General features: G+C 71.3%; 18 protein-coding genes, 2 pseudogenes and 2 riboswitches. Of the genes and pseudogenes, 11 read left to right on the plus strand and 9 right to left on the minus strand.

The features are described 5' to 3' along the window. Positions 1-59 precede the first annotated feature (59 nt). Entirely contained in the window at positions 60-1466 is a 1407-nt protein-coding gene (locus GTY58_RS10745) for a short-chain fatty acyl-CoA regulator family protein (RefSeq protein WP_010983482.1), read from the minus strand. 376 nt (positions 1467-1842) lie between these two features. Here GTY58_RS10745 and aceA point away from each other — a divergent pair, with 376 nt between their 5' ends. The 5 genes from aceA (at position 1843) to GTY58_RS10770 (ending at position 9319) form a co-directional block, all read left to right on the plus strand. Next, complete coding sequence (gene aceA / locus GTY58_RS10750; protein WP_010983483.1) at positions 1843-3126, plus strand: isocitrate lyase; 1284 nt, start codon at positions 1843-1845, stop codon at positions 3124-3126. A 145-nt stretch (positions 3127-3271) separates the two neighbouring features. After that, positions 3272-4864: a malate synthase A gene (gene aceB, locus GTY58_RS10755; RefSeq protein WP_010983484.1), complete on the plus strand. Its 1593-nt coding sequence runs from the start codon at positions 3272-3274 to the stop codon at positions 4862-4864. Beyond that, positions 4861-5730, plus strand: a complete 870-nt coding sequence (locus tag GTY58_RS10760; protein WP_010983485.1) for a 3-hydroxybutyryl-CoA dehydrogenase — start codon at positions 4861-4863, stop codon at positions 5728-5730. The genes aceB and GTY58_RS10760 overlap by 4 nt, the downstream gene beginning before the upstream one ends. A 138-nt stretch (positions 5731-5868) precedes the next feature. Then, positions 5869-6087, plus strand: a riboswitch (cobalamin riboswitch). Positions 6088-6249: 162 nt separating this feature from the next. Next, on the plus strand, positions 6250-8568 hold the full coding sequence (metE, locus tag GTY58_RS10765) for a 5-methyltetrahydropteroyltriglutamate--homocysteine S-methyltransferase (protein WP_010983486.1): 2319 nt from the start codon (positions 6250-6252) through the stop codon (positions 8566-8568). A 118-nt stretch (positions 8569-8686) separates the two neighbouring features. After that, positions 8687-9319: a histidine phosphatase family protein gene (locus GTY58_RS10770; RefSeq protein ID WP_010983487.1), complete on the plus strand. Its 633-nt coding sequence runs from the start codon at positions 8687-8689 to the stop codon at positions 9317-9319. A gap of 104 nt (positions 9320-9423) precedes the next feature. On the opposite strand, the gene GTY58_RS39565 is transcribed toward GTY58_RS10770, so the two are convergent. The 4 genes from GTY58_RS39565 to GTY58_RS10790 all read right to left on the minus strand — a co-directional run bounded on the left by GTY58_RS39565 (position 9424) and on the right by GTY58_RS10790 (position 11977). Next, the gene (locus GTY58_RS39565; RefSeq protein WP_010983488.1) at positions 9424-9858 is read right to left on the minus strand and encodes a hypothetical protein; all 435 of its coding nucleotides are present in this window, start codon (positions 9856-9858) and stop codon (positions 9424-9426) included. Between the two features lie 179 nt (positions 9859-10037). Beyond that, positions 10038-10796 carry a CbtA family protein gene (locus tag GTY58_RS10780; RefSeq protein ID WP_010983489.1) on the minus strand — a complete coding sequence of 253 codons (759 nt, stop codon included), beginning with the start codon at positions 10794-10796 and terminating at the stop codon, positions 10038-10040. A 19-nt stretch (positions 10797-10815) separates the two neighbouring features. Further along, the gene (locus tag GTY58_RS10785; RefSeq protein ID WP_010983490.1) at positions 10816-11037 is read right to left on the minus strand and encodes a CbtB-domain containing protein; all 222 of its coding nucleotides are present in this window, start codon (positions 11035-11037) and stop codon (positions 10816-10818) included. A gap of 60 nt (positions 11038-11097) precedes the next feature. Then, positions 11098-11181, minus strand: a riboswitch (cobalamin riboswitch). 1 nt (position 11182) lies between these two features. After that, positions 11183-11977 (minus strand): serine hydrolase domain-containing protein, encoded by a 795-nt coding sequence (locus GTY58_RS10790; protein WP_338059017.1) that lies wholly within the window; start codon positions 11975-11977, stop codon positions 11183-11185. A gap of 188 nt (positions 11978-12165) precedes the next feature. Here GTY58_RS10790 and GTY58_RS10795 point away from each other — a divergent pair. The 3 genes and pseudogenes from GTY58_RS10795 to GTY58_RS10805 all read left to right on the plus strand — a co-directional run. Further along, positions 12166-12612: pseudogene (locus GTY58_RS10795) on the plus strand (GtrA family protein); the annotation flags it as partial. A 636-nt stretch (positions 12613-13248) separates the two neighbouring features. Then, on the plus strand, positions 13249-13755 hold the full coding sequence (locus GTY58_RS10800; protein ID WP_010983493.1) for a methylated-DNA--[protein]-cysteine S-methyltransferase: 507 nt from the start codon (positions 13249-13251) through the stop codon (positions 13753-13755). Between the two features lie 127 nt (positions 13756-13882). After that, positions 13883-14614 carry a 2OG-Fe(II) oxygenase gene (locus GTY58_RS10805; protein WP_010983494.1) on the plus strand — a complete coding sequence of 244 codons (732 nt, stop codon included), beginning with the start codon at positions 13883-13885 and terminating at the stop codon, positions 14612-14614. 230 nt (positions 14615-14844) lie between these two features. On the opposite strand, the gene GTY58_RS10810 is transcribed toward GTY58_RS10805, so the two are convergent. Further along, positions 14845-15849: an NADP-dependent oxidoreductase gene (locus GTY58_RS10810; protein WP_010983495.1), complete on the minus strand. Its 1005-nt coding sequence runs from the start codon at positions 15847-15849 to the stop codon at positions 14845-14847. 229 nt (positions 15850-16078) lie between these two features. On the opposite strand from GTY58_RS10810, the pseudogene GTY58_RS10815 reads away from it, so the two are divergent. After that, positions 16079-16482: pseudogene (locus tag GTY58_RS10815) on the plus strand (helix-turn-helix domain-containing protein). Between the two features lie 310 nt (positions 16483-16792). Here GTY58_RS10815 and GTY58_RS10820 read toward each other — a convergent pair. Continuing rightward, positions 16793-17122 carry a helix-turn-helix domain-containing protein gene (locus tag GTY58_RS10820; RefSeq protein ID WP_010983497.1) on the minus strand — a complete coding sequence of 110 codons (330 nt, stop codon included), beginning with the start codon at positions 17120-17122 and terminating at the stop codon, positions 16793-16795. A gap of 130 nt (positions 17123-17252) precedes the next feature. Between GTY58_RS10820 and GTY58_RS10825 the strand changes: the two genes are divergently transcribed. Beyond that, a complete protein-coding gene (locus GTY58_RS10825; RefSeq protein ID WP_010983498.1) occupies positions 17253-18038 on the plus strand; it encodes an ANTAR domain-containing protein in 786 nt (261 codons plus the stop codon). Positions 18039-18112: 74 nt separating this feature from the next. Here the strand turns inward: GTY58_RS10825 and GTY58_RS10830 are convergent, their stop codons facing one another. Further along, positions 18113-19411, minus strand: a complete 1299-nt coding sequence (locus tag GTY58_RS10830) for a histidine kinase (RefSeq protein ID WP_010983499.1) — start codon at positions 19409-19411, stop codon at positions 18113-18115. 291 nt (positions 19412-19702) lie between these two features. Between GTY58_RS10830 and GTY58_RS10835 the strand changes: the two genes are divergently transcribed. Continuing rightward, on the plus strand, positions 19703-20488 hold the full coding sequence (locus tag GTY58_RS10835; RefSeq protein WP_062804689.1) for a polysaccharide deacetylase family protein: 786 nt from the start codon (positions 19703-19705) through the stop codon (positions 20486-20488). Positions 20489-20524: 36 nt separating this feature from the next. On the opposite strand, the gene GTY58_RS10840 is transcribed toward GTY58_RS10835, so the two are convergent. Further along, on the minus strand, positions 20525-21751 hold the full coding sequence (locus GTY58_RS10840) for a cytochrome P450 (RefSeq protein WP_010983501.1): 1227 nt from the start codon (positions 21749-21751) through the stop codon (positions 20525-20527). Positions 21752-21839 lie beyond the last annotated feature (88 nt).

The following is a 21839-nucleotide window of genomic DNA, read 5'->3' on the forward strand; positions in this document are numbered from 1 at the left end:
TCCGGGTGACGTCCTGCCGCCTCGCCGCGTCGTGCAGAGGCGGCGCGGGGGTGTGCGGGTCATTCCGGTCGGTGTGCCACCGGATACGGAACGAACGTGGTGCTGTTCTGGTCGATCCGTAGCGGGCGGCCGAGGGGCGGTGCGGCGCGCTGGGGACAGTCGAGGCGTTCGCAGACGCGGCAGCCCATGCCGATGGGGATGGCGGCGGAAGCGTTGCCGAGGTCGAGGCCGTCCGAGTAGACGAGCCGGGAGGCGTGGCGGATCTCGCAGCCCAGGCCGATGGCGAAGGTCTTGCCGGGCTCGCCCCAGCCGCCGCGATGGCGGGTGATCGCCCGCGCCGTCCACAAGTAGCGCTGCCCGTCGGGCATTTCGGCGATCTGGACGTGGATGCGGCCGGGCGCGGCGAACGCTTCGTAGACGTTCCACAGTGGGCAGGTGCCGCCGGCGCGGGAGAAGTGGAAGCCGGTCGCGGACTGCCGTTTGGACAGGTTGCCGGCCCGGTCGACGCGTACGAAGGAGAAGGGCACTCCGCGCAGGCGGGGGCGCTGGAGGGTGCTCAGGCGGTGGCAGACGGTCTCGTAGCCGAGGCCGTAGCGGTCGGTGAGGCGCTCGATGTCGTACCGCGCCTCCTCCGCCGCGGCGTGGAACGTGCGGTAGGGCAGGATCAGCGCGGCGGCGAAGTAGTTGGCGATGCCGATACGGGCCAGGGCATGCGTGGGCGTAGCGGTCGGGAAGTCCTGGGCCGCCTGGTGGTCCAGTTCGTCGCCGTACTCCAGCAGGGCGAGTTGGGTCGCCATGCGAAACGCCCGCTGTCCGGGGCGGAGGCGGCTGGACAGGTGGAGAGTCCGGGACGCGTCGTCGTAGTGATGCAGGTGGTCACCGGTCTCGGCGGTCAGCCGCACGCCGTGCCGGTCGGCGAGTCGCGCCGTCAGCGCCCGTACGACCTCGCCGGGCCGGATGCCGATCTCCTCGGCCAGCCGCTCGGCCGCGAGGTCGGTGTCGTGCAGGTAGTTCTGCCGGCGGTAGAAGAAGTCCCGGATCTCCTCGTGCGGCGAGCGGGGTACGTCCGGCTCGCCGTCCCGGCCCTCCGCGGCCTCGGCGAGCCGCTCGGACAGGAGTTGGTTGCGGCGGCCCAGGTCGAGCAGGACCTTCGCGACGGCCGGTATCCGCGAGGCGAGCTCCGTCAGATCGGAGGCGGACACCCGGGTTTCGGCGATCTCGCGCGCCAGCGCCTCCCGCAGATCCGCCATCAGCCGGGTCGTGTCGCGCTCGGAGAAGAAGCCCGCGTCGACACCGAAGGCTTCGGTCAGCCTCAGCAGGACCGGCACGGTGAGCGGCCGGGAGTCGTGCTCCATCTGGTTCAGATAGCTGGGTGAGATGCCCAGGACCCGGGCCAGCTCGGCCTGGCTCATCCGGCGTTCCTCGCGCAGGCGTCGTAGCCGCGCTCCCGCGTAGGTCTTGCCCACCGCACTCCTCCGTTGTCCCGGACGGTCGTCAGCGTACGCGAAGAGCCATCGCCCGCACCCTTTGCAAACTTGGCAGAACGGGCCGTGAAGATTCGCAGAAATTGGCACTCGTCCACGATTGATGGCACCCAGTGCCAGTGTCAGAGTTTCGGTGCGGCTCGCCGGACCTACGGCATCCGGCGCACAGCACGGGACTCAATTCATGCCCTGACGTCGGATATCCCGGCATCCGCGCCGGACCGCACGGCAGCATTGCTCAGCTCCGCCCACTGCCAGGACGGCGGGCCGCACCCCAGAGACAGGCACACAGTGCCACTCCCTTTCGTCAGCGGTGGGGAGCTTGGCAGAACGGACAACCGAGGAGACGGTGAAGGCCATGGCAGAGGCGAGGACGACGGCGGCCGAGGAGCTCACACGACGCTGGGCCTTCGACCCCCGGTGGCAGGGGATCGAGCGCACCTACGGCGCCGCGGACGTCGTACGGCTGTCCGCCAGCGTCCGTGAGGAACACACCCTGGCCCGGCGCGGTGCCGAGCGGCTGTGGCGGCAGCTGCACGAGCTGGACTACGTCCACGCGCTCGGCGCGCTCACCGGCGGGCAGGCCGTGCAACAGGTGAAGGCGGGGCTCCAGGCCATTTACCTGTCCGGCTGGCAGGTCGCCGCCGACGCCAACCAGGCCGGGCACACCTACCCCGACCAGAGTCTGTACCCGGCCAACTCGGTGCCGCAGGTGGTGCGCCGGATCAACAACGCGCTGCTGCGGGCCGACCAGATCGCCACCGCCGAGGGCGGCGAGGACACCACCGACTGGCTCGCGCCGATCGTCGCCGACGCGGAGGCCGGGTTCGGCGGCCCCCTGAACGCCTTCGAGCTGACCAAGGCGATGATCGCCGCGGGTGCGGCCGGTATCCACTACGAGGACCAGCTCGCCTCGGAGAAGAAGTGCGGTCACCTCGGCGGCAAGGTGCTGGTGCCCACCTCCCAGCACATCCGCACCCTCAACGCGGCGCGGCTCGCCGCCGACATCGCCGACGTGCCCACGGTGATCATCGCCCGCACCGACGCCCTGGCCGCGAATCTGCTGACCAGCGATGTCGATGAGCGCGACGCCGAGTTCGTCACCGGCGAGCGCACCGCGGAGGGCTTCTACCGGGTACGGGGCGGCATGGCGCCGGTCATCGCCCGCGGCCTCGCCTACGCCCCGTACGCCGACCTGATCTGGGTCGAGACCGGCACCCCGGACCTCGCGCAGGCCCGCGAGTTCGCCGAGGCGATCCACGCCGAGTACCCCGACCGGATGCTCGCCTACAACTGCTCGCCGTCCTTCAACTGGAAGGCCGCCCTGGACGACGACCAGATCGCCAAGTTCCAGCGGGAGCTGGGCGCGATGGGCTACCGCTTCCAGTTCATCACCCTGGCCGGCTTCCACTCCCTCAACCACGGCATGTTCGACCTCGCCCGCGGCTACGCCGAGCACGGCATGACCGCGTATGTCGACCTCCAGGAGCGGGAGTTCGCCGCGCAGGAGCACGGCTTCACCGCCGTCAGGCACCAGCGCGAGGTCGGCACCGGCTACTTCGACCTGGTCTCCACCGCCGTCAACCCGGCCTCCTCGACCACGGCCCTGGCGGGCTCCACGGAGGAGGAGCAGTTCCACTAGCCGGCCCTCCGGTGCCGCGTCCACCGGCCCATGACCGGGCGGGGGCCGGGCGACCGTCCCCCGCCCGGCCCGCCGCCCGCATCGCCCGGCCCGCCGCCCGCATCGCCCGTCCTCCGCCGCTTCGCTTCCCGATCAGGAGAACCTGATGTCCACCAGCGCACTGACACACCGCGTCCGGGTCCTCGCGGCACCGGGCGACCGCCACGACGAGATCCTGACACCCGCCGCCCTGGACTTCGTCGGCCGCCTCGTCGCGGCCTTCGGCGAGCGGCGCCCGGAGCTGCTGAAGGAGCGCAGGCGGCAGGCGATACGGCTCGCGGCCGGATCCGCGCTCGACTTCCCCCTCGCCACCGCCGGTGTCCGGGCGGACGCCTCGTGGCGCGTGGCCGCACCGGCCCCCGGCCTGACCGACCGGCGGGTGGAGATCACCGGCCCGCCCGACCGCCGTACGGCCGTCAACGCGCTCAACTCCAAAGCGCGGGTGTGGATGGCGGACTTCGAGGACGCCACCTCCCCCACCTGGGACAACATCATCGGCGGCCAGCTCACGCTGCTCGACGCCATCGAGCGGCGGATCGACTTCACCACACCGGAGGGCAAGGAGTACCGGTTGGGTGACCGGCTCGCCACCATCATGGTCCGCCCCCGGGGCTGGCACCTGACGGAGGAACACCTGGAGTTCGACGGCCGGCCCGTACCCGCCTCCCTCGTCGACTTCGGCCTGTACTTCTTCCACTGCGCGCAGCGCCAGATCGACGCCGGACACGGACCGTACTTCTACCTGCCGAAGCTGGAGAACAGATACGAAGCCCGCCTGTGGAACGACGTCTTCGTCCTCGCCCAGGAGCTGCTCGGCATCCCCCCGGGGACCATCCGGGCGACCGTGCTCATCGAGACGATCACCGCCGCCGTGGAGATGGAGGAGATCCTCTACGAGCTGCGCGAACACAGCGCCGGCCTCAACGCGGGACGCTGGGACTATCTCTTCAGCTTGATCAAGACCTTCGGGCACCGCACCGACTTCCTGCTGCCCGACCGGGCCACGGTGACCATGACCGCACCCTTCCTGCGCGCCTACACCGAACTGCTGGTGCGCACTTGCCACCGGCGCGGCGCCCACGCCATCGGCGGCATGTCCGCGCAGGTGCCCGGCAGGGATCCGGCCGCGGGCGAGGCGGCCCTGGCGAAGGTCCGGCTGGACAAGGAGCGCGAGGCGGAGGACGGCTTCGACGGCTCCTGGGTGGCCCACCCCGGCCTGGTGCCCATGTGCCGCGAGGTCTTCGACGGTGTCCTCGGCGAGCGGCCGCACCAGATCGAGCGCACCCGGGACGACGTGGAGGTGACCGCCGCGGACCTGCTGTCGGTGCGGCGCATCAGCGGACCGCCCTCGCCGGAAGGGGTCCGTACCAACATCGCGGTCTCGCTGCGCTACTTCGACGCCTGGCTGCGCGGGCGGGGGGCCGTCGCCCTGTACGGCCTGATGGAGGACGCGGCGACCGCGGAGATCGCCCGCGTGCAGATCTGGCAGTGGCTGCGGCACCGGGTCGTCGACCGGGATACCGTGGTGCGGCTGCTCGACGACGAACTCGCCGCCCTGGGCGCGGAGTACCCCTGGGCGGCCCTCGACGAGGTGCGTGCCCTTTTCGAACGAACGGCGCTGGCCGCCGAGTTGCCGCTGTTCTTCACCCCGGACGCCTACACCCGTCACCTCGTCCGGCACGCGGAGGCGCGGTCATGAGCCGAGGCATCCGACGCGTCGGAGTGGTCGGCGGCGGGCAGATGGGCGCCGGCATCGCCGAGGTGTGCGCCCGAGCCGGACTGGACACGATCGTGTGCGAGGTGGACGCCGAGGCCGCCCGAGCCGCACGGGAACGCGTGGAGGCCTCGCTGGATCGTGCCGTCCGGCACGGAAAGCTGGACCGGGCCGCCGCGCAGGACGCCCTCGCCCGTACGACCTTCACCCGCAGCCTCGAAGACCTCGCCGACCGGCAGCTCGTGGTCGAGGCCGTTGTCGAGAACGCGGACGCCAAGACCGAGGTCTTCGCCGCACTGGACAAGATCGTCGAGGATCCCGAGGCGGTCCTGGCCACGAACACCTCCTCCCTCCCGGTCACGCGCCTGGGCATGACGACACGACGCGCCGACCGGGTCATCGGCCTGCACTTCTTCAACCCGGTACCGGTCCTGCCCCTGGTGGAGGTCGTCGCCTCCCTCCACACCTCCGCGCGGACCGTCGACGCCGTCACGGACTTCGCCACCCGGTCGCTGGGCAAGACCGTCATCCGCTCGCAGGACCGGGCCGGCTTCGTCGTCAACGCCCTGCTCATCCCCTACCTCCTGTCGGCGATCCGCATGACGGAGTCCGGCTTCGCCTCCGTCGCCGACGTCGACGCCGGCATGGAACGCGGCTGCGCCCATCCCATGGGACCGCTGAAGCTGGCCGACCTGATCGGGCTGGACACCGTCGCCTCGATCGCGGAGTCGCTGTACGACGAGTTCAAGGAACCGCTCTACGCATCGCCGCCGCTGCTCCAGCGGATGGTGGAGGCGGGGCTGCTCGGCCGCAAGACGGGCCGTGGGTTCCACGTGTACGACCAGGGCTGAGGGGCCCGGTCCGCCGCCGGTTGAGGGACCGGCGGCAGCTGAGGAGCCAGGGCGGGCGACGCCACGGGAGGACGGCGCCGCCCGCCCTGTTCGCCTGTCCGGCGTCTCGTCGCACCGTCCGGGATGTGGGCATCGTCTAGGCTGGGTGGTGCAGCTGGTTCGCCCCGTCCGCCAGGCGGGAGGCGTCGTAAGAGGGAACCCGGCGGGAATCCGGGACTGCCCCGCAGCGGTGAGTGGGAACGAACGCTGTCATACGCACTGGGCCCAAAAGGCCCGGGAAGCGACGGCCAGTAGGTGTCCTCCGTACGGAGGGCGTGCTCGCGAGTCCGAAGACCTGCCCGCTGCCCGTGCGCGACCGTTCGCGCGCGGACATCCCGGTGACCTCGTGGGCGGGTCGGCGTGCATACCTGACGGACGACCGCGCCTTGCCGCGCGGGTCGGCTCCGTCCGGTCCGTCACCCCTTCGCGCTCGCGTCCCGTCCCGGGATCTCAGGGACACATCTCGCGAAGGAGAGATCCGTGACAGCGAAGTCCGCAGCCGCGGCGGCACGGGCCACCGTGTACGGCTACCCCCGCCAGGGCCGGGGCCGGGAACTGAAGAAGGCGATCGAGGGGTACTGGAAGGGCCGCCTCGACGCCGACGCCCTCCGGACCACCGCCACCGGCCTGCGCCGGGACACCTGGCAGCAGCTGGCCGAGGCCGGCATCCACGAAGTACCGACCGGCGACTTCTCGTACTACGACCACGTCCTGGACACCAGCGTCATGGTCGGCGCGATCCCCGCACGCCACCGCGCCGCGGTCGAGGCCGACGCGCTCGACGGCTACTTCGCGATGGCGCGCGGTACGCAGGACGTGGCGCCGCTGGAGATGACCAAGTGGTTCGACACCAACTACCACTATCTGGTGCCGGAGTTGGGTCCGGACACCGTCTTCAGCACCGACTCCGCCAAGCAGGTCGCCGAGCTCGGCGAAGCGCTCGCCCTCGGCCTCACCGCCCGCCCGGTCCTCGTCGGCCCGGTCACCTATCTCCTGCTCGCCAAGCCCGCGCCCGGCGTGGCCGCGGACTTCGACCCGCTGACCCTCCTCGACCGGCTGCTGCCCGTGTACGCCGAGGTCCTCGCCGACCTGCGGGCGGCCGGCGCCGAGTGGGTGCAGCTCGACGAGCCGGCCCTCGTCCAGGACCGCACGCCCGCCGAACTGAACGCCGCCGAGCGCGCCTACCGCGTCCTGGGAGGGCTCACCGACCGCCCGAAGCTGCTGGTCGCCTCCTACTTCGACCGGCTCGGCGACGCCCTGCCCGTCCTCGCCGAGGCACCCGTCGAGGGACTCGCGCTCGACTTCGCCGAAGGGGCCGCCGCGAACCTGGACGCGCTCGCCGCCGTGGGCGGTCTGCCCGGCAAGCGCCTGGTCGCCGGTGTCGTCGACGGGCGCAACATCTGGGTCAACGACCTGGAGAAGTCCCTCGCCCTGCTGGGCACCTTGCTGGGGCTCGCCGACCGGGTCGACGTGGCCGCCTCCTGTTCGCTGCTCCACGTCCCGCTCGACGCCGCCGCCGAACGCGACATCGCACCGCAGGTCCTGCGCTGGCTCGCCTTCGCCCGCCAGAAGACCGCCGAGATCGTCACCCTCGCCAAGGGGCTCGGCCACGGCACCGACGCCATCGCCGCGCAGCTCGCCGCCAACAGGGCCGACCTCGTCTCCCGCGCCGACTCGGCGCTGACCCGCGACCCGGCGGTACGGTCCCGCACCGCCGCCACCACCGATGCCGACGCCCGCCGCTCGGGGCCCTACCCCGAGCGGGCCGCCGCCCAGCGCGCCCGCCTCGGTCTGCCCCTGCTGCCGACCACCACCATCGGCTCCTTCCCCCAGACCGCCGAACTGCGCACCGCGCGGGCCGACTTGCGGGCCGGGCGGATCGACAGCGCCGGGTACGAGGAGCGCATCAGGGCCGAGATCGGCGAGGTGATCTCCTTCCAGGAGAAGGCGGGTCTCGATGTCCTCGTGCACGGCGAGGCCGAACGCAACGACATGGTCCAGTACTTCGCCGAACGGCTCACCGGCTACCTCACCACGCAGCACGGCTGGGTGCAGTCGTACGGCACCCGGTATGTGCGCCCGCCGGTCCTCGCCGGCGACATCTCCCGCCCGGAGCCGATGACGGTGCCCTGGACGACGTACGCGCAGTCCCTCACCGACCGCCCGGTCAAGGGCATGCTGACCGGCCCGGTCACCATGCTCGCCTGGTCCTTCGTCCGCGACGACCAGCCGCTCGGCGAGACCGCCCGCCAGGTCGCCCTCGCCCTGCGCGACGAGGTGGGCGACCTTGAGGCGGCGGGCACTTCGGTCATCCAGGTGGACGAGCCCGCCCTGCGCGAAACCCTGCCACTGCGCGCCGCGGACCGTCCCGCCTACCTGGCCTGGGCCACCGAGGCGTTCCGGCTCACCACCGGCGGCGTTCGCCCGGACACCCAGATCCACACGCACATGTGCTACGCCGAGTTCGGCGACATCGTCCAGGCGATCGACGACCTCGACGCCGACGTCATCAGCCTGGAGGCCGCCCGCTCGCACATGCAGGTCGCCCGGGAACTGGCCGAGCACGCCTACCCGAGGGAGGCGGGGCCCGGCGTGTACGACATCCACTCACCGCGTGTGCCGGGCGTGGACGAGACCGCGGCCCTGCTGCGCAAGGGACTTGAGGCCATCCCCGCCGAACGCCTGTGGGTCAACCCCGACTGCGGTCTGAAGACCCGCGGTTGGCCCGAGACCCGCGCGTCGCTGGAGAACCTGGTCGCCGCGGCCCGGACGGTGCGCGCGGAGCACGCCGGCTCCTGACGCCTGCGTACGGCCGAGAGGGCGCCGCCCGGGCACCCTCTCGGCCGTGCCGCCGTGATGTGATGCCGTACGAAGCGCGTGTGCGCGTCGCCGGCACGAGGAAGACAGGAGCGAAGGCGTGACCAGTCGCGTCACCTTGATCTCACCCGCGATGAACCGGTCCCTGCGGGAGGCCCGGTTCGACGACGGCTGTCGGCTCGACGCGAGCGGCGCGGCACACGCCGAGTCCGCCGCCGGCACGCTGCCCGCAGCCGACCGGGTGTGGGTCTCCCCCACGGCGCGCTGTCGGGAAACGGCGTCGGCCCTCGGCCTCACCGCCATGGAGGCCCCCGAGCTGGGAGGTCTGGACGTGGGCCGGTGGCGGGGCCGGACCCTCGACGACGTCAGCGGCGGAGAACCGCAGGCGGTCGCCCTTTGGCTGACGGACCCGGCCGCGGCACCGCACGGCGGGGAATCGGTGCGTGCCCTGTGCGCGCGCGTCGCCGGGTGGCTGCTCACCTGCGAAGAGATCGCGGGCAGGACCCTTGCCGTAGTGGAGCCGGAGATCGTACGGGCCGTGGTGATCACGGTCCTCGAATCGCCGGAGGCGGCCTTCTGGCGGCTCGACGTTCCGCCCCTGACGGCGACGGACATCAGCGGACGCTCCGGGCGCTGGAATCTGCGCATGGGACGGCCGCTTGACGTGCAGGGAAACGGAGTTGGAACTGCAACTGCAACTGCAACTGGAGCTGAAACTGGCGCCGGACACTGACGCGAAGCCGATGCGGCCGGGGCTGGAGCCGGGGCTGGGGCTGGGGCTGGGGGCTGGGGCTGGGGCTGGGGCTGGGGCTGGGGCTGGGGGCTGGGGCCCGGCCGTTACCGGCGCGGCGGCGAAGGCGAAGGCGACCGCTTGTCACCCGGGTCCCGCCCGCCTGTCCCGCTCCGATGGCGCCGGAGCAGTGCCGTGAGCGCGCAGCACAAGCAGTCCGAGGCCGTTCCCGCGGCCCCGGGTCCCCGCGCCCCCACCCGGTCCGTCGCGTCCGCCCCCTGCGGCTCCCGCTGGCATGGCGCGGCGTCGCCCGGCACGCCCTGCGGGCCGGGACAGCCGTCCGTGTGCCGACCGATCAGTGCCTCAAGGTCCGTGAGCAGTTCCTCGCTCTGCTTCACCCGCTGGGACAACGCCCTTACCCGGGCGCTCTGACCGCCGATCTGCCGTCTGCTGACGATCAGCCGCTCGTACTCCTCCAGGGTCAGCGCGACCGCCTCGCGACCGCCGAGCGTGATGTGCCGCGGTTGTAGTTGTCTGGCCACTGGGGTCCTCCGCCCTGTCCCTCGCTGTCGCCGTCACCACGCGCGCGTAGTCGGGGAGTCATGTGAGTCGTCCGGCTGTTCGCGAGCCGTCGGTGTCGGAAGAACGCGAGAGGGCCCCCGGATGGTTCCGGTGGGCCCTCTGGGCGTCGACGCTGTCCGAAATTACCGGGGCGATGTCCTTACTGGGGTACGGGAGTGGCCTGCGCGGGCGCGACCGGTTCCGTGCGCGGAGCGAGCAGCCGTTGCGCCAACTCCCCGAAGATCAGGCCGAATCCGGTCCACAGGGTGAGCTGGATGGCGAGGGCGGAGGTCCGGAACCGCCACAGCAGGGTGGCCGGGAAATCCTTCGGGACCTCGTTGATGACCGGCAGGAACGCGTACGCGAGACCGATCGCGAGGCCGAAGAAGGCGACCGCCGCGACGGTGGCGTACCACGTACCCCACCTGGGTGCGAGCCGCTTGCCGAGGATCACCGCGGCGACCGCGAGGAGCACGCTGAGCACCATCATCAGGAAGTACAGGGTCGTGCGCTTGCCGATCGTGTCGGGGTCGCCGACCGACGGCGGGTTGGCCGGGTACTTCAGGAACGGCACGACGTACACGGCGAGCAGGGCCGTGGCCGAGAGCAGCAGGGCCGTGGCACGCGGCGTGAAGCGGCCGACGCGGCCGAGGGCGAAGCAGTAGGCGAGGGCGGCTATGCCGCCGAAGGCGACGCCGTAGACCAGGACCCCGGTGGCGAGGCCGCCGGTGGACTGGAGGCCGCGGCTGACCAGTTCGACCTCGTGCTCGTGCGCCGGGGCATGGGCCTCTTCGAATCCGATGGCGTCGTCGACGCCGGGTTCGCCCAGGAAGTAGGCGACGAGGAGGGCGAGCACGCCGGCCCCCAGGCCGGCGAGCATGCCCCGCACGAGAAGGTTTCTGACAGTTGTGGAGTTCATGGGTGTGCGGCGTCCCTCGTCAGTGGCAGGGGAAGCCGAGGAGGTGGCGGGCGTCGTGCACCCACTCGTGGACGTCCGCGCCGTTGACCACGGAGGTGGCTCCCTGCTCGGCGCCGACGAAGTACAGCAGGACGAGCATCAGAATGCCGAAGAAGACCGCCCAAGGGACGATCGCGCCGATCGGCAGCTTGGCGGGAAGAGCGGGAGTGGTGGCTGTCGGCTGGGCGACGGTCTGCGCCATGGCAGGACCTCCTCGGGAGTTCGCGTCCCATCTCGGTGGTGCACAGGACGACAGCCGCGGGTCTGACTTGCGAGGCGCTTCGCCCATCGGGGCGGCTCGTCTCGTTCACAGTGGCGCGACCGTGCCGGATTTCCACCGGCTTCCGCTATGCCGTCGTCGTTATCGCACCGACCGTACCGCGTGCCGGGTCCCTGGCCAAGACCGGGCCGCCTGCCGTGATCTTCGTGCGGCACAGGACGGCCGGCCGGAGTGACGCAGGGGTCAGCGGTGCTGGGCGCGCCGGCGGTGACAGCGGCGGGCGGAGTGCGCCGGCCTCGGCTCCCGCGCCGGCCCCGGCGGACCGCCGCCCGCCGATGTCGTAGACGCTGTAGTCGCGCGGCGGGTCGATCATGCCGAACCACGCCTCGTAGATCTGCGAGTGCGGCCCGTCGACGTACGGATCGGCGGGGAGTTCGGTGTCCCGGAGCCCGGCGCGCTCGATGACGTTCCGGGTGATGTACCGCTCGGCTGTAGTGCCGGTCACCTGTTCAAGGAGTTCGCCGAGGAGCAGGTAGTTGGTGTTGGAGTACACCCCCGGAGTGCCGCCCGGGGCGCCGACGGCAGGTGCGGTGACCCCCATCTCGATCAGTTCGGTGGGGTGAAACCGCGTGAGCCGGTTGTCGTCCAGGCTCTGGGGCCCGGTGTCCGCGAGGGCGGGGAACGCCCTGAGGGAGGGGTAGGCATAAGGAAGGTACTCGGCGAGGCCGCTGCTGTGGTTGATCAACATCCGGACCGTGATCGCGTCACCGCGTTCTCCGGGAACCAGCCTCGGAAGGTACCGGCCGATCGGAGTGTCAAGACCGATCAGGTCACCGACGAGGAGTGCAACGCCCCGCGCAGCAGCACCCGCTGACGCCCACCGACAGCACCAACAGGTCCTCAGCCCGTACGGGTAGGGCAGTCCCCGCCCTCAGGGTGTAGCCAGCTCCACCTTCGATTTGGGGGTGCACTGTCTCGTGACGGCGAGCGGGCGACGGCATCGTTGAACCCAGCCGATCCAAGAGGTTCACCGCTCCCGCCGCCCGGAAGGACACCGCCATGAAGTCGCTGCTCTCGTCGAAGCCGGAGACGGCATACGAGACGCGGCACATGGAGCGGACGGCGGGCGGCGTGCACGACACCGCCGCACGCAGGACCCCGGCCGCTCCCGGCCCGCTCGCTTCCTTCGCCCGGTTCGTCCTGTGCGGCGGCGGAGTCGGGGTCGTCTCCAGCACCGCCGTGGCCCTGCTGGCCGCACTGATGCCCTGGGCGGTGGCGAACGCGCTGATCACCATGGCCTCCACCGTCCTCTGCACGGAGCTGCACGCACGCTTCACCTTCGGGGCCGGGCAGCGTGCCGGATGGCGTCAGCACTGGCAGTCCGCCGGGTCGGCCACGGCCGCCTACGCGGTGACCTGCGCCGCCATGCTCGTGCTGCGCATGGTGCAGCCGTCGCCCGGGATGCTCTGCGAGCAGGCCGTCTATCTCAGCGCCGCCGCGCTCGCCGGAATCGGGCGCTTCCTGGTACTGCGCCTGTTCGTCTTCGCCACCGACCGGAACCGGAACCGGACCACGACCACGACCACAGCCACAGCCACAGCCACGGTCCGAGCGACGAGCCCTGCACGGCCGTGGGACCTGTCGGAAGCGGGGCGGGCGCGGGGCACGGAGACCATTGCTGCGCGGGTCAGGTCCTATGCCTCGGCCGACGTCAGCAGGTGCGGGGCGAGGGCGGCGACCGTTCCCGCCCTCCGGGGAAGCTCTCGGTGCCGGGCCATCAGGCGTCCCGCGCAGGGCAGTTCGACGGTGCGCCCACCGATCTCCTCAGGCCGCAACAGGCCGCACCGGTTCGCCGGTAGGAAACGCGCCGTGCGCTGCGACCCGGCTGGGTCAGCTCCGGCGGGCGGGACCGAGGCCGGCGCCTCGGCCTGCGGCGTGTGCTGACGACGGCGTCGGCCGACCGGCGTCCTCGGTGCCGCGTTGCGGTGGGGCGGGCTTGGTCTGCCAGGCTGCTCCTGGTGGGCGCCCTCCCGTCGGGGCAGCGGCCGCCGTGGGTGGGGTGACCTGCGCGCAGTCGGCGCTCGCCCGACCGCAGCACGGCGTCCGAATCCCGCCAGACAGGGCGGCCGGCAGGCCGCAGAGTTGATACGTGGCCATCAGGACATCACCGAGACCTTTGCAAGGAGCAGACCGATGACGGTCTACGCGACGATCGACAGCCCGCTGGGCGCATTGCTGCTGGTGGGCGAGGAGTCCGCCACCGCCAAGGGCGGTACCGCGCTGGCCTCCCTGTCCGTGCCGGGCCAGAAGGGCGGCGCGACCGTCCAGGACGACTGGCTCGAGAAGGCGGAGGCGTTCGACGAGATCGTCACCCAGCTCACCTCCTACTTCGACGGCAGGCTGACCCGGTTCGACATCGAGTACGTCACCGGCGGCTCGGAGTTCCAGCGGCGCGTGTGGCAGGCCCTGGAGGCCATCCCGTACGGCACCACCCTCTCCTACGGCGACATCGCCGCGCGGATCGGCGCCCCGAGGGCCGCGGTCCGGGCCGTCGGCACGGCGATCGGCGCGAACCCGCTGCTGGTCGTCCGCCCCTGCCACCGCGTGATCGGCGCGAGCGGCGCGCTCACCGGGTACGCCGGCGGCCTGGAGCGCAAGCGGCGGCTGCTGGACCTGGAGAACGCCCACCGGGACGCCTGACCGGGTTCCCGGGTCCCGGGCCCGGTCTCCGATCCGCTCTCCCCCGGCTCCCGCGCCCGGCTTCGTGTTCGCGCAGCCGGAGCCAAGATGGCGCCCACGCCCACAGCACCCGAGGAACCCGACCACCATGAACGGCACCGCTCATCTGCCACCCCGCATCGGCGACCGCGTCGCCGAGTGCGACTGGTCCGCCATCACCGACGAACTCGACGAGTACGGCAACGCCCCCACCGGGCAGCTTCTCACTCCCGCCGAGTGCCGCGGGATCGCGAACCTGTACGAGGAGCCCGACCGCTTCCGCTCGACCGTGGACATGGCCCGCCATCGCTTCGGCTCCGGCCAGTACCGCTACTTCACCCACGAACTGCCGGACACGGTCGCCGAGTTGCGGGCGGCGTTCTATCCCCGTCTGCTACCCATCGCCCGCGACTGGGCCGAACGGCTCGGCACATCCGCCCCGTGGCCGGACAGCCTGGCGGAGTGGGTAGCGCTGTGCCACGAGGCCGGACAGGCCAGGTCCGCCCAGATCCTGCTGCGCTACGGTCCCGGCGACTGGAACGCTTTGCACCGCGACGTGTTCGGCGAGATGCTCTTCCCACTCCAGGTCGTCATCGGCCTCGACGCCCCCGAAGTCGGCTTCACCGGCGGCGAGTTCATCATGACCGAGCAGCGCCCCCGCGCACAGTCGAGGGGTTCGTCCAGGACCCTGCCCCAGGGTCACGGGCTGGTCTTCACCACCCGCGACCGGCCGGTGGCGAGCAGGCGGGGCTGGTCCACCGCGCCGATGCGGCACGGGGTGAGCACGGTCCGCTCCGGGCGACGGCACACGCTCGGCCTCGTCTTCCACGACGCCGCATGACCTTCGCCGCACCCGGACGGAACAGCGGCACGGCCGACGTACGTGCACGCTGCTCGGACCGGACGGGCGGCCGTACCGCAGTAGTACACCGGGAACCCTGGGCGGACAGAAGCCGTCGAAGGTGATCACTCGACGCGGCGCTCACGACCTGGCCCTGGCGGTAGGTGGGGCTGCGGGTCTCCTCGTTGCCCGAGGGGGTCTTCGCCGGTCGTCCCGGCGAGGGCCTGTCCTCACGTCATCGCGACGACGACCTTTCCGGCCTTCGCGCGGCCCTTCTCGACGTACTCCATGGCCTGTCGGGTCTCCGCGAAAGGGAAGACACGGTCGACGACGGGACGGATCTTCCCGGTGTCGATGAGCGGCGTGAGTTCGCGCAGCTGGTCGCCGCTGGCCTTCATGAACAGGAACGAGTACGTCACGTTGCGGCGCTTGGCGCGGCGCCGGGTCCTGAAGCTCAGCGCGCTCATCGCCAGTCGCAGGATTGGCTTCGCGCCCAGCTCGCGGGCGAAGGCCGGGTCGGGAGGGCCTGCGATGCTGATGACCTTCCCGCCGGGCTTGAGTACCTGAAGGGACTTCTCGAGCGTCTCGCCGCCGAGGGTGTCCAGGACGACGTCGTAGCCGTGAAGGACCGTCTCGAAAGCCTGCTTCTTGTAGTCGACGACGACGTCCGCGCCGAGCTCCTTCATCAGGTCGGCCTTGGCCGTGCTCGCGGTGGTGGCCACGTGCGCGCCCAGCTGCTTCGCCAGCTGGACGGCGATGGTGCCGACGCCGCCGGAGCCCGCGTGGATGAGGACCTTCTGACCTGGCATCACGCGTGCCCGCTCGACCAGCGCCTGCCACGAGGTCAGGGCCACCAGGGGTAGGGACGCGGCCTCCTCCATGGTGAGCGTGGCCGGTTTGGCCGCCACGTCGTCCTGGTGGACGGCGATGAGTTCGGCGAACGTACCGATGCGATCCTTGTCGGGCCGCGCGTAGACCTCGTCGCCCACCGCGAACCGCGTGACGGCCGATCCCACTTGGACCACCACCCCGGCGAGGTCGTTGCCCAGGATGAGCGGGAGACGGTACGGCAGGAACGCCTTGAAGTCCCCGTCGCGGAGCCTGAGGTCCAGCGGGTTGACGCTCGCCGCGTGGATCTGGACCAGGATGTCGTCGGCGCCCACCTGCGGGTCCGGCATCTCACCGGCGCGGACGCCGGCTTTGTCGCCGTACCGCTCGATCATGAAGGTCTTCATCGTCGTCTCCGTTCCTCGTCCGCGAAGGGACGGGATCGCTGTTCATCCTGGGCTTCTCCCAGGGCGGGACACTTTGTGGTGTTTGCTCCGGCCCCTTGGAGCCCCTCGCCGATGCGGCGGACATCCGCCGACGCGGCTTCTGCCTGCCGCGGGCCTCAAGAGCGGCTCGGCCACCGGGAGCCAGCCGCCATGCCTTCGGCGTCAGGCCACTGGTGCGGGCCGGCGGGTCGTGGAAACCGCGTCCCGACTGTTCCGGGAGCAAGGCACCCGCGTCAGCGTCGCCGACCTCATGAAGGCGTCCGGCCCGACCCACGGCGGCTTCTACAAGCAGTTCACTTCCAAGGAGGCCCTCATCGGCGAAGCCACCGCCCACGCGTTCGACGAACTCGCCCGGCTCCGCAATGACGGACTCGAGCAGCATGCCGGGCAGCGCGACGCCGCCCAGCAGGCACTGATCGACACCACCGAGGGAGTGAGCGACTTCGCCGAATGGCTCACCGTCGAGGACCGGGACGGCATCACCCGTCTGTGCACCATGCTCGGCGCACTCATCCCGGCCCGAGCCACCAAAGACCCCCACTCTCCGAGGAAATCCTCACCACCGCGCGCGCAGCATTGACGGCAACCAGCTGATCGACGACAGTCAGCCGATCAGGGGCACGGCGCCGGGCAGCAGATCCAAGTCGCCCGCGCCAGCGCGAGCGCCCGCCCTTGCCTGCTGCGGCCCACACCCGGCGGCCCACACCCGGCGGCCCACACCCGGTCCAGGCCTGAACCGGATCGGCGCGCCGATCGGGGTGCGCGGCGGACAGGTACTCCATGACGGTTGTTTCGCAGACACGAACGAGCCGCGTCAGGCGAACCGGGTCGACGGTGTGGCGGGCTCGCCACAGGTACGGCCAGCAGTCGCGGCATGCCGTTCGAGCCCGCCGGGGCCGGCCGCTTACGCCTGCTGCGGCTGACCGTCCCGCCGGCTGTCATGCTGGGCGAGGAGGGACAGCAGGTCCGCCACGGTCGAGCCGTTGTCCGCCGGGTGCCGCAGGAAAGTGCCCGGCTGAATGCGGTACGTATTGGAACGTCCCTGCCGGGTGTGGGTGAGATAGCCGCCCTGCTCCAGATCGGAAATGATCTTCTGGACCGCCCGCTCGGTGAGTCTGCAGTGCGCGGCGATATCGCGAATACGCACGGTGGGATCCTCGGCGATCGCAGACAGCACGCGAGCGTGATTGGTCAGAAATGTCCAGCCTGTATGTGTCTCAGGTACGTCACCCATGCCGCCAGGATAGGACGCTCCATTCGCGTAAACCAAAGGGTGAAATTCGTTTCATGTATCTCTTGACGGGTGAGACACCAGAGGGTGAGTCTGGACGCGGAGACGACTGGATGCCTCAGGAGCGGCCGCCATGTCAGAGCAAGAGCTTTCCCAGCTGTCGGGGGGCATGGATGACGCTGCCCCCTGCCCTTGGCTGAAGGTCGAGGTACATCCGGCCGGCGACCGGCAGGTTGTCGTGGCGTACGGCGACATCGACGTCGACACCGAAGCGATCCTGCAACGGGCTCTGCGCGAAGCTCTCGACCATTCGGTCAGCGGCGTGAACCTCGATCTCGGCGCCGTCGGCTTCTGCGACTGCGCCGGGCTCAACGTCCTGCTGCGCATGCGTCGGCATGCTCTGGCACATGGCAAGACACTCGCCGTCCAGGCCACCGGCCCGGCGACCGGAAAGCTGCTCACGATCACCGGCACACTGTCACTGTTCGACGTCACGGCCGGCCCCGGCACGCGCGCCAAGGGCCGGAACCCGCTTCCACCGGAACCGCACGACCCGAGCCGAGTCGACCACATCGACGGGACCGGCCGGGGCAGAGACGGAACCGACCTGGAAACCGACGGGACAATCGACGGAACAGTGGTCGACCTGCGCATCGAAGTCGGTCAGCTGCGGCGCGCCATGCAGACCCGGCCCGTGATCGATCTGGCCCGCGGTGTACTGATGGCGTCCTTCGGTCTGAGCGCCGAGGACGCCTGGACCGTGCTGGTCACGGTGTCCCAGCACACCAACACCAAACTGCACCAGATAGCCGAGGACCTGGTGAACACGGTCCAGGGAGCCCCGCTGCCCGAGCCGTTGCAGCGGCAACTCGCCGAGGCGGTCATGCCGTTCAGCCGGGTACGGAATGCGGGGGCGTGACGGCCCTGTCCGCGGCCGCCGCACCGCGACCAGCGGGGCACAAGTGCGAGTGACGGATCCGCAGGTCTCACACTTCACCTCACACCGCACACCGCCGCACACCACCGCCGCCCCCGCCCGCCGCCCGCCACCCTTTCGCGCACGGCGGGGAAACGGGCGTCGACGACGAATCCCCCGACGGCCGTCGAGCCTGTGCGGATCTGTCCGCCGACGGCCGCGGCCCGCTCCCGCATGCCGAGCAGGCCGTGTCCGTCGGCCCGCTCGGTGTGGGGCGGCCCGGGTCCGTTGTCGCGGATACGCATGCGCAGGGCGTCCTCGGTGTAGATGAGCTCGACGTCGACGGCGGCGCCCGGCGCGTGCTTGCGGGCGTTGGTGAGGGACTCCTGGACTATGCGGTACGCGGCGAGTTCGAGGCCGGGTTCCAGTGTGCGCGGGGAGCCGGACAGGATGAGGCGGACCGACGTCGATCCGGACGCCTCGCGGGCCTCGTCGAGCAGTTCGCCCAGCCGGCGCAGGTCCGGCTGCGGTCGACGCTCGCCGCCGGTCACGGGCTCCGTGTCCTCCCGGAGTACGCCGAGCAGCCGGCGCATCTCGGTGAGGGCCGCGCGGGCGGTGTCCCCGATGCCGAGCAGCCTGTCGGCGCCCACGGCGGGCATGCCGGGGGTGGCCACCCGGGCCGTCTCGGCCCGCACGGCGATCATGGAGATGTGGTGGCCGACGACGTCGTGGAGCTCACGGACGGTCCGGGCGCGCTCCCCGCGTGCGGCGTTCTCCCACTGGGTGCCGGCCATGACCTGCTGGACTGCCGTGTGTTCCCGCTGGTGTTCACCGGTCCGCCGGACCAGTCCGACGAGTGCGGCCACCGGCGCGAGCGCCGCGAGCAGGACCACCCGTGTGCGGAAGTCGGTGTCCTGGGACGCGGGCAGTGCCAGGGCGAGGAAGGGGGCGCCGAGCAGCACGGCCGCGACCGGGTGACCGCTGCGGCCGAGCCGGTACTGGGCGACGCACTGGGCGGCGAAGCCCGCGAGTGTCAGCGTCTGGAAGATCACGAGCGATCCGAAACTCGCGGCCGTGACGGTGACGCCGGCCGGCAGGGGGCGCAGCAGAGCCAACGGCAGTGCGGTGAACAGACACAACAGGCCGACCACCATGGCGAGTTGCACACCCGCGACGCCGCCGTCGCGGACGCCCGTCGTGGCGGACTCGGCGAACATCCGCGGGATCGATCCGTGCCCCACGACGAATTCGGCCAGCGATTCCACGACCGCGAGGAGTCCGAGCAGCACCGAGAACACGCCGCGCGCATGCGGAAGTTCGACGCCACGGTGCCGCGTCGTGCTCCAGGTGTCACGCCAGGCAGTCGCACGGTCCACGCCGGCCATTATCGCAATGGGCGCCGGACGTGATCGTCCCTCTGGAGAGCCAGAACGCCGTCCCTCGGACGGGGGACGACATCGGGGCAGTACGCCAACACCGAGGCAGTACGCCGGGGCAGTACGCCAACACCGAGGCAGTACGCCGGGGCAGTACGCCAACACCGGGGCAGTACGCCGGACATCGAGGCAGTACGTCGGACACCGGCCCCGCCTGCTCCCGATCGCACGCCCCTGCCATCCACCCCCCGCTATACACCACATGTATAGCTGTCATGTACATTGCGAGCTATGCCTTCTCTGACCAAGAAGATGAAAAGACCGGGGACCAGGTTCCGTGCGGCCGCAGTTTGTGCGGCTGTCGTCTCCCTCGCCCTCCCCCTGGCGGGCTGCTCCTCGCTCGAGACCACCGCGCCCAGTGCCGCCCGGGCACATGCCGCCGGGGCCGCGGCCCGACTCGGGACCGTGGACTGCCGGCAGACCAAGTGCATCGCGCTGACCTTCGACGCCGGGCCCAGCGAGAACTCCGCGCGGCTGCTCGACATCCTCAAGGAGAAGAAGGTGCCCGCCACCTTCTTCCTGCTCGGCAAGCGGCACATCGAGAAGTATCCCGAGCTGGTCAAGCGCATGGCCGACGAGGACCACGAGGTGGCCAGCCACACCTGGGACCACAAGATCCTCACCCGGCTCAAGCCGGCGGAGATACGCGCGGAACTGGAACGGCCGAACAAGGACATAGAGCGGCTCACCGGGCGGCAACCGACCCTGATGCGGCCGCCGCAGGGTCGTACGAACGCGACGGTGCACAAGATCTGCCGGGAGCTGGGGATCTCCGAGGTGCTGTGGAGCGTGACCGCCAAGGACTACACGACCGACGACCCCAAGCTCATCCAGAAGCGCGTGCTGGCCCAGTCGAGCCGTGACGGGATCATCCTGCTCCACGACATCTACCCGGGTACGGTCCCGGCCGTGCCCGGCATCATCGACGCACTGAAGGAACGCGGGTACGTCTTCGTCACCGTGCCGCAGCTGCTGGCGCCCGGCAAGGCCGAGCCGGGGACCGTCTACCGGCCCTGACGGACGGCCGGGCCACGGGGATACCCCGCGCGGCGCTCACCAGACCAGGTGCAGACTCCGCGGTGAGCGGTGGATCAGGGTGGGGCGCATGGTCACGGGCCGGTCGTCGGCCGGCCGCAAGCCCGGCAGGCGGCGCGTCAACTGCTCCAGTGTGAGCCGCAGTTGCTCGCGGGCGAGCTGCGCGCCGGGGCAGCCGTGCACGCCGAAGCCGAAGGCGAGATGGCGGCGCGGGGTGCGGGTGATGTCGAACTCGTCGGGCCGCGGATGCCGTCCCCCGTCGCGGTTCGCCCCGCCGAAGGCCACGAACACCGATGCTCCCGCCGGGAGTTCGGTTCCGGCGAGCGTGACCGGCCGGGTGGTGACACGACGGAAGCCCTGGAGCGCGCTGTCGTAGCGGGCGGCCTCCTCGATGGCCGCGGGAATGCGCTCGGGCTCCGCGCACAGCAGCTCCCACTGCCGCGGGTGCCGCAGCAGGTTCAGTACCGTCGTGCCGATCAGGGCGGTCGTGGTCAGGTGCCCGGCGAGGAGCAGGTTCTGCAGATGCGCCACGATGTCGTGCCGCTGATCGAGCGTCAGCTCACCGTCTCCCGGCGCCACGGAGGCGATGATCTCGGAGGCCAGGTCCTCGCGCGGATCGGCACGGCGGTCGCGTACGAAGGCATCGAGGAGATGCTGCATGGCGACCACGTCCTGCGCGGCAACCACCTGCTCGTCCTCCGTCAGCGGACGGAAGAGGAGCTCTTCGGCGCGGTGCCCGCCGTACACGACGGCCGGCACGTCGGCGGGGTCGAGGCCGACGATTCTGCCGATGACGTCACCGGGCAGCCGGCGGGCATAGGCGGCCATCAGCTCGACGCGGCCGCTCTCCGCGCCGCTCAGGAACCTGTCGACGAGGGCGGTGGCGCGCTCCGCGGCGTACGGCAGCACGGCGGCGACGCGCGCGGGCGAGAGACCGCGCACGATCGGCGCCCGCAGCTCCTGATGGCGGGCGCCGTCCGCGGTCACCACGACCGGACGCCCGCCGAACCCTCCGCCGAGCACGGCGAGGGCGGCGGGCGCGGGCATGACATCGGGCCGCAGTGCGTTGGCCGAGGAGAAGTCGTCGGGCCTGCGCAGCACCTCCCGTACGTCCGCGTCCCGCGCCACCAGCCAGGCGTCCAGCTCGGGGACGTGCTCGAGGGCGGTGAACCGCCGCGCCCGCGCGTAGTGCGGGTAGGGGTCGCGCTGCAACTCGTCGAGCCTGCCGTGCAGTTCGAGGTCCACGGGGGGCGCCCTCCGGCCACGGATGCGGGTCGGCCCCATGGTGCCGTACAGGTGTGCGGGGCGGTAGGCCATTCCCGGACGGGCAGGG

Source organism: Streptomyces sp. SID5469, assembly GCF_009862865.1.
Taxonomy (GTDB): domain Bacteria; phylum Actinomycetota; class Actinomycetes; order Streptomycetales; family Streptomycetaceae; genus Streptomyces; species Streptomyces avermitilis.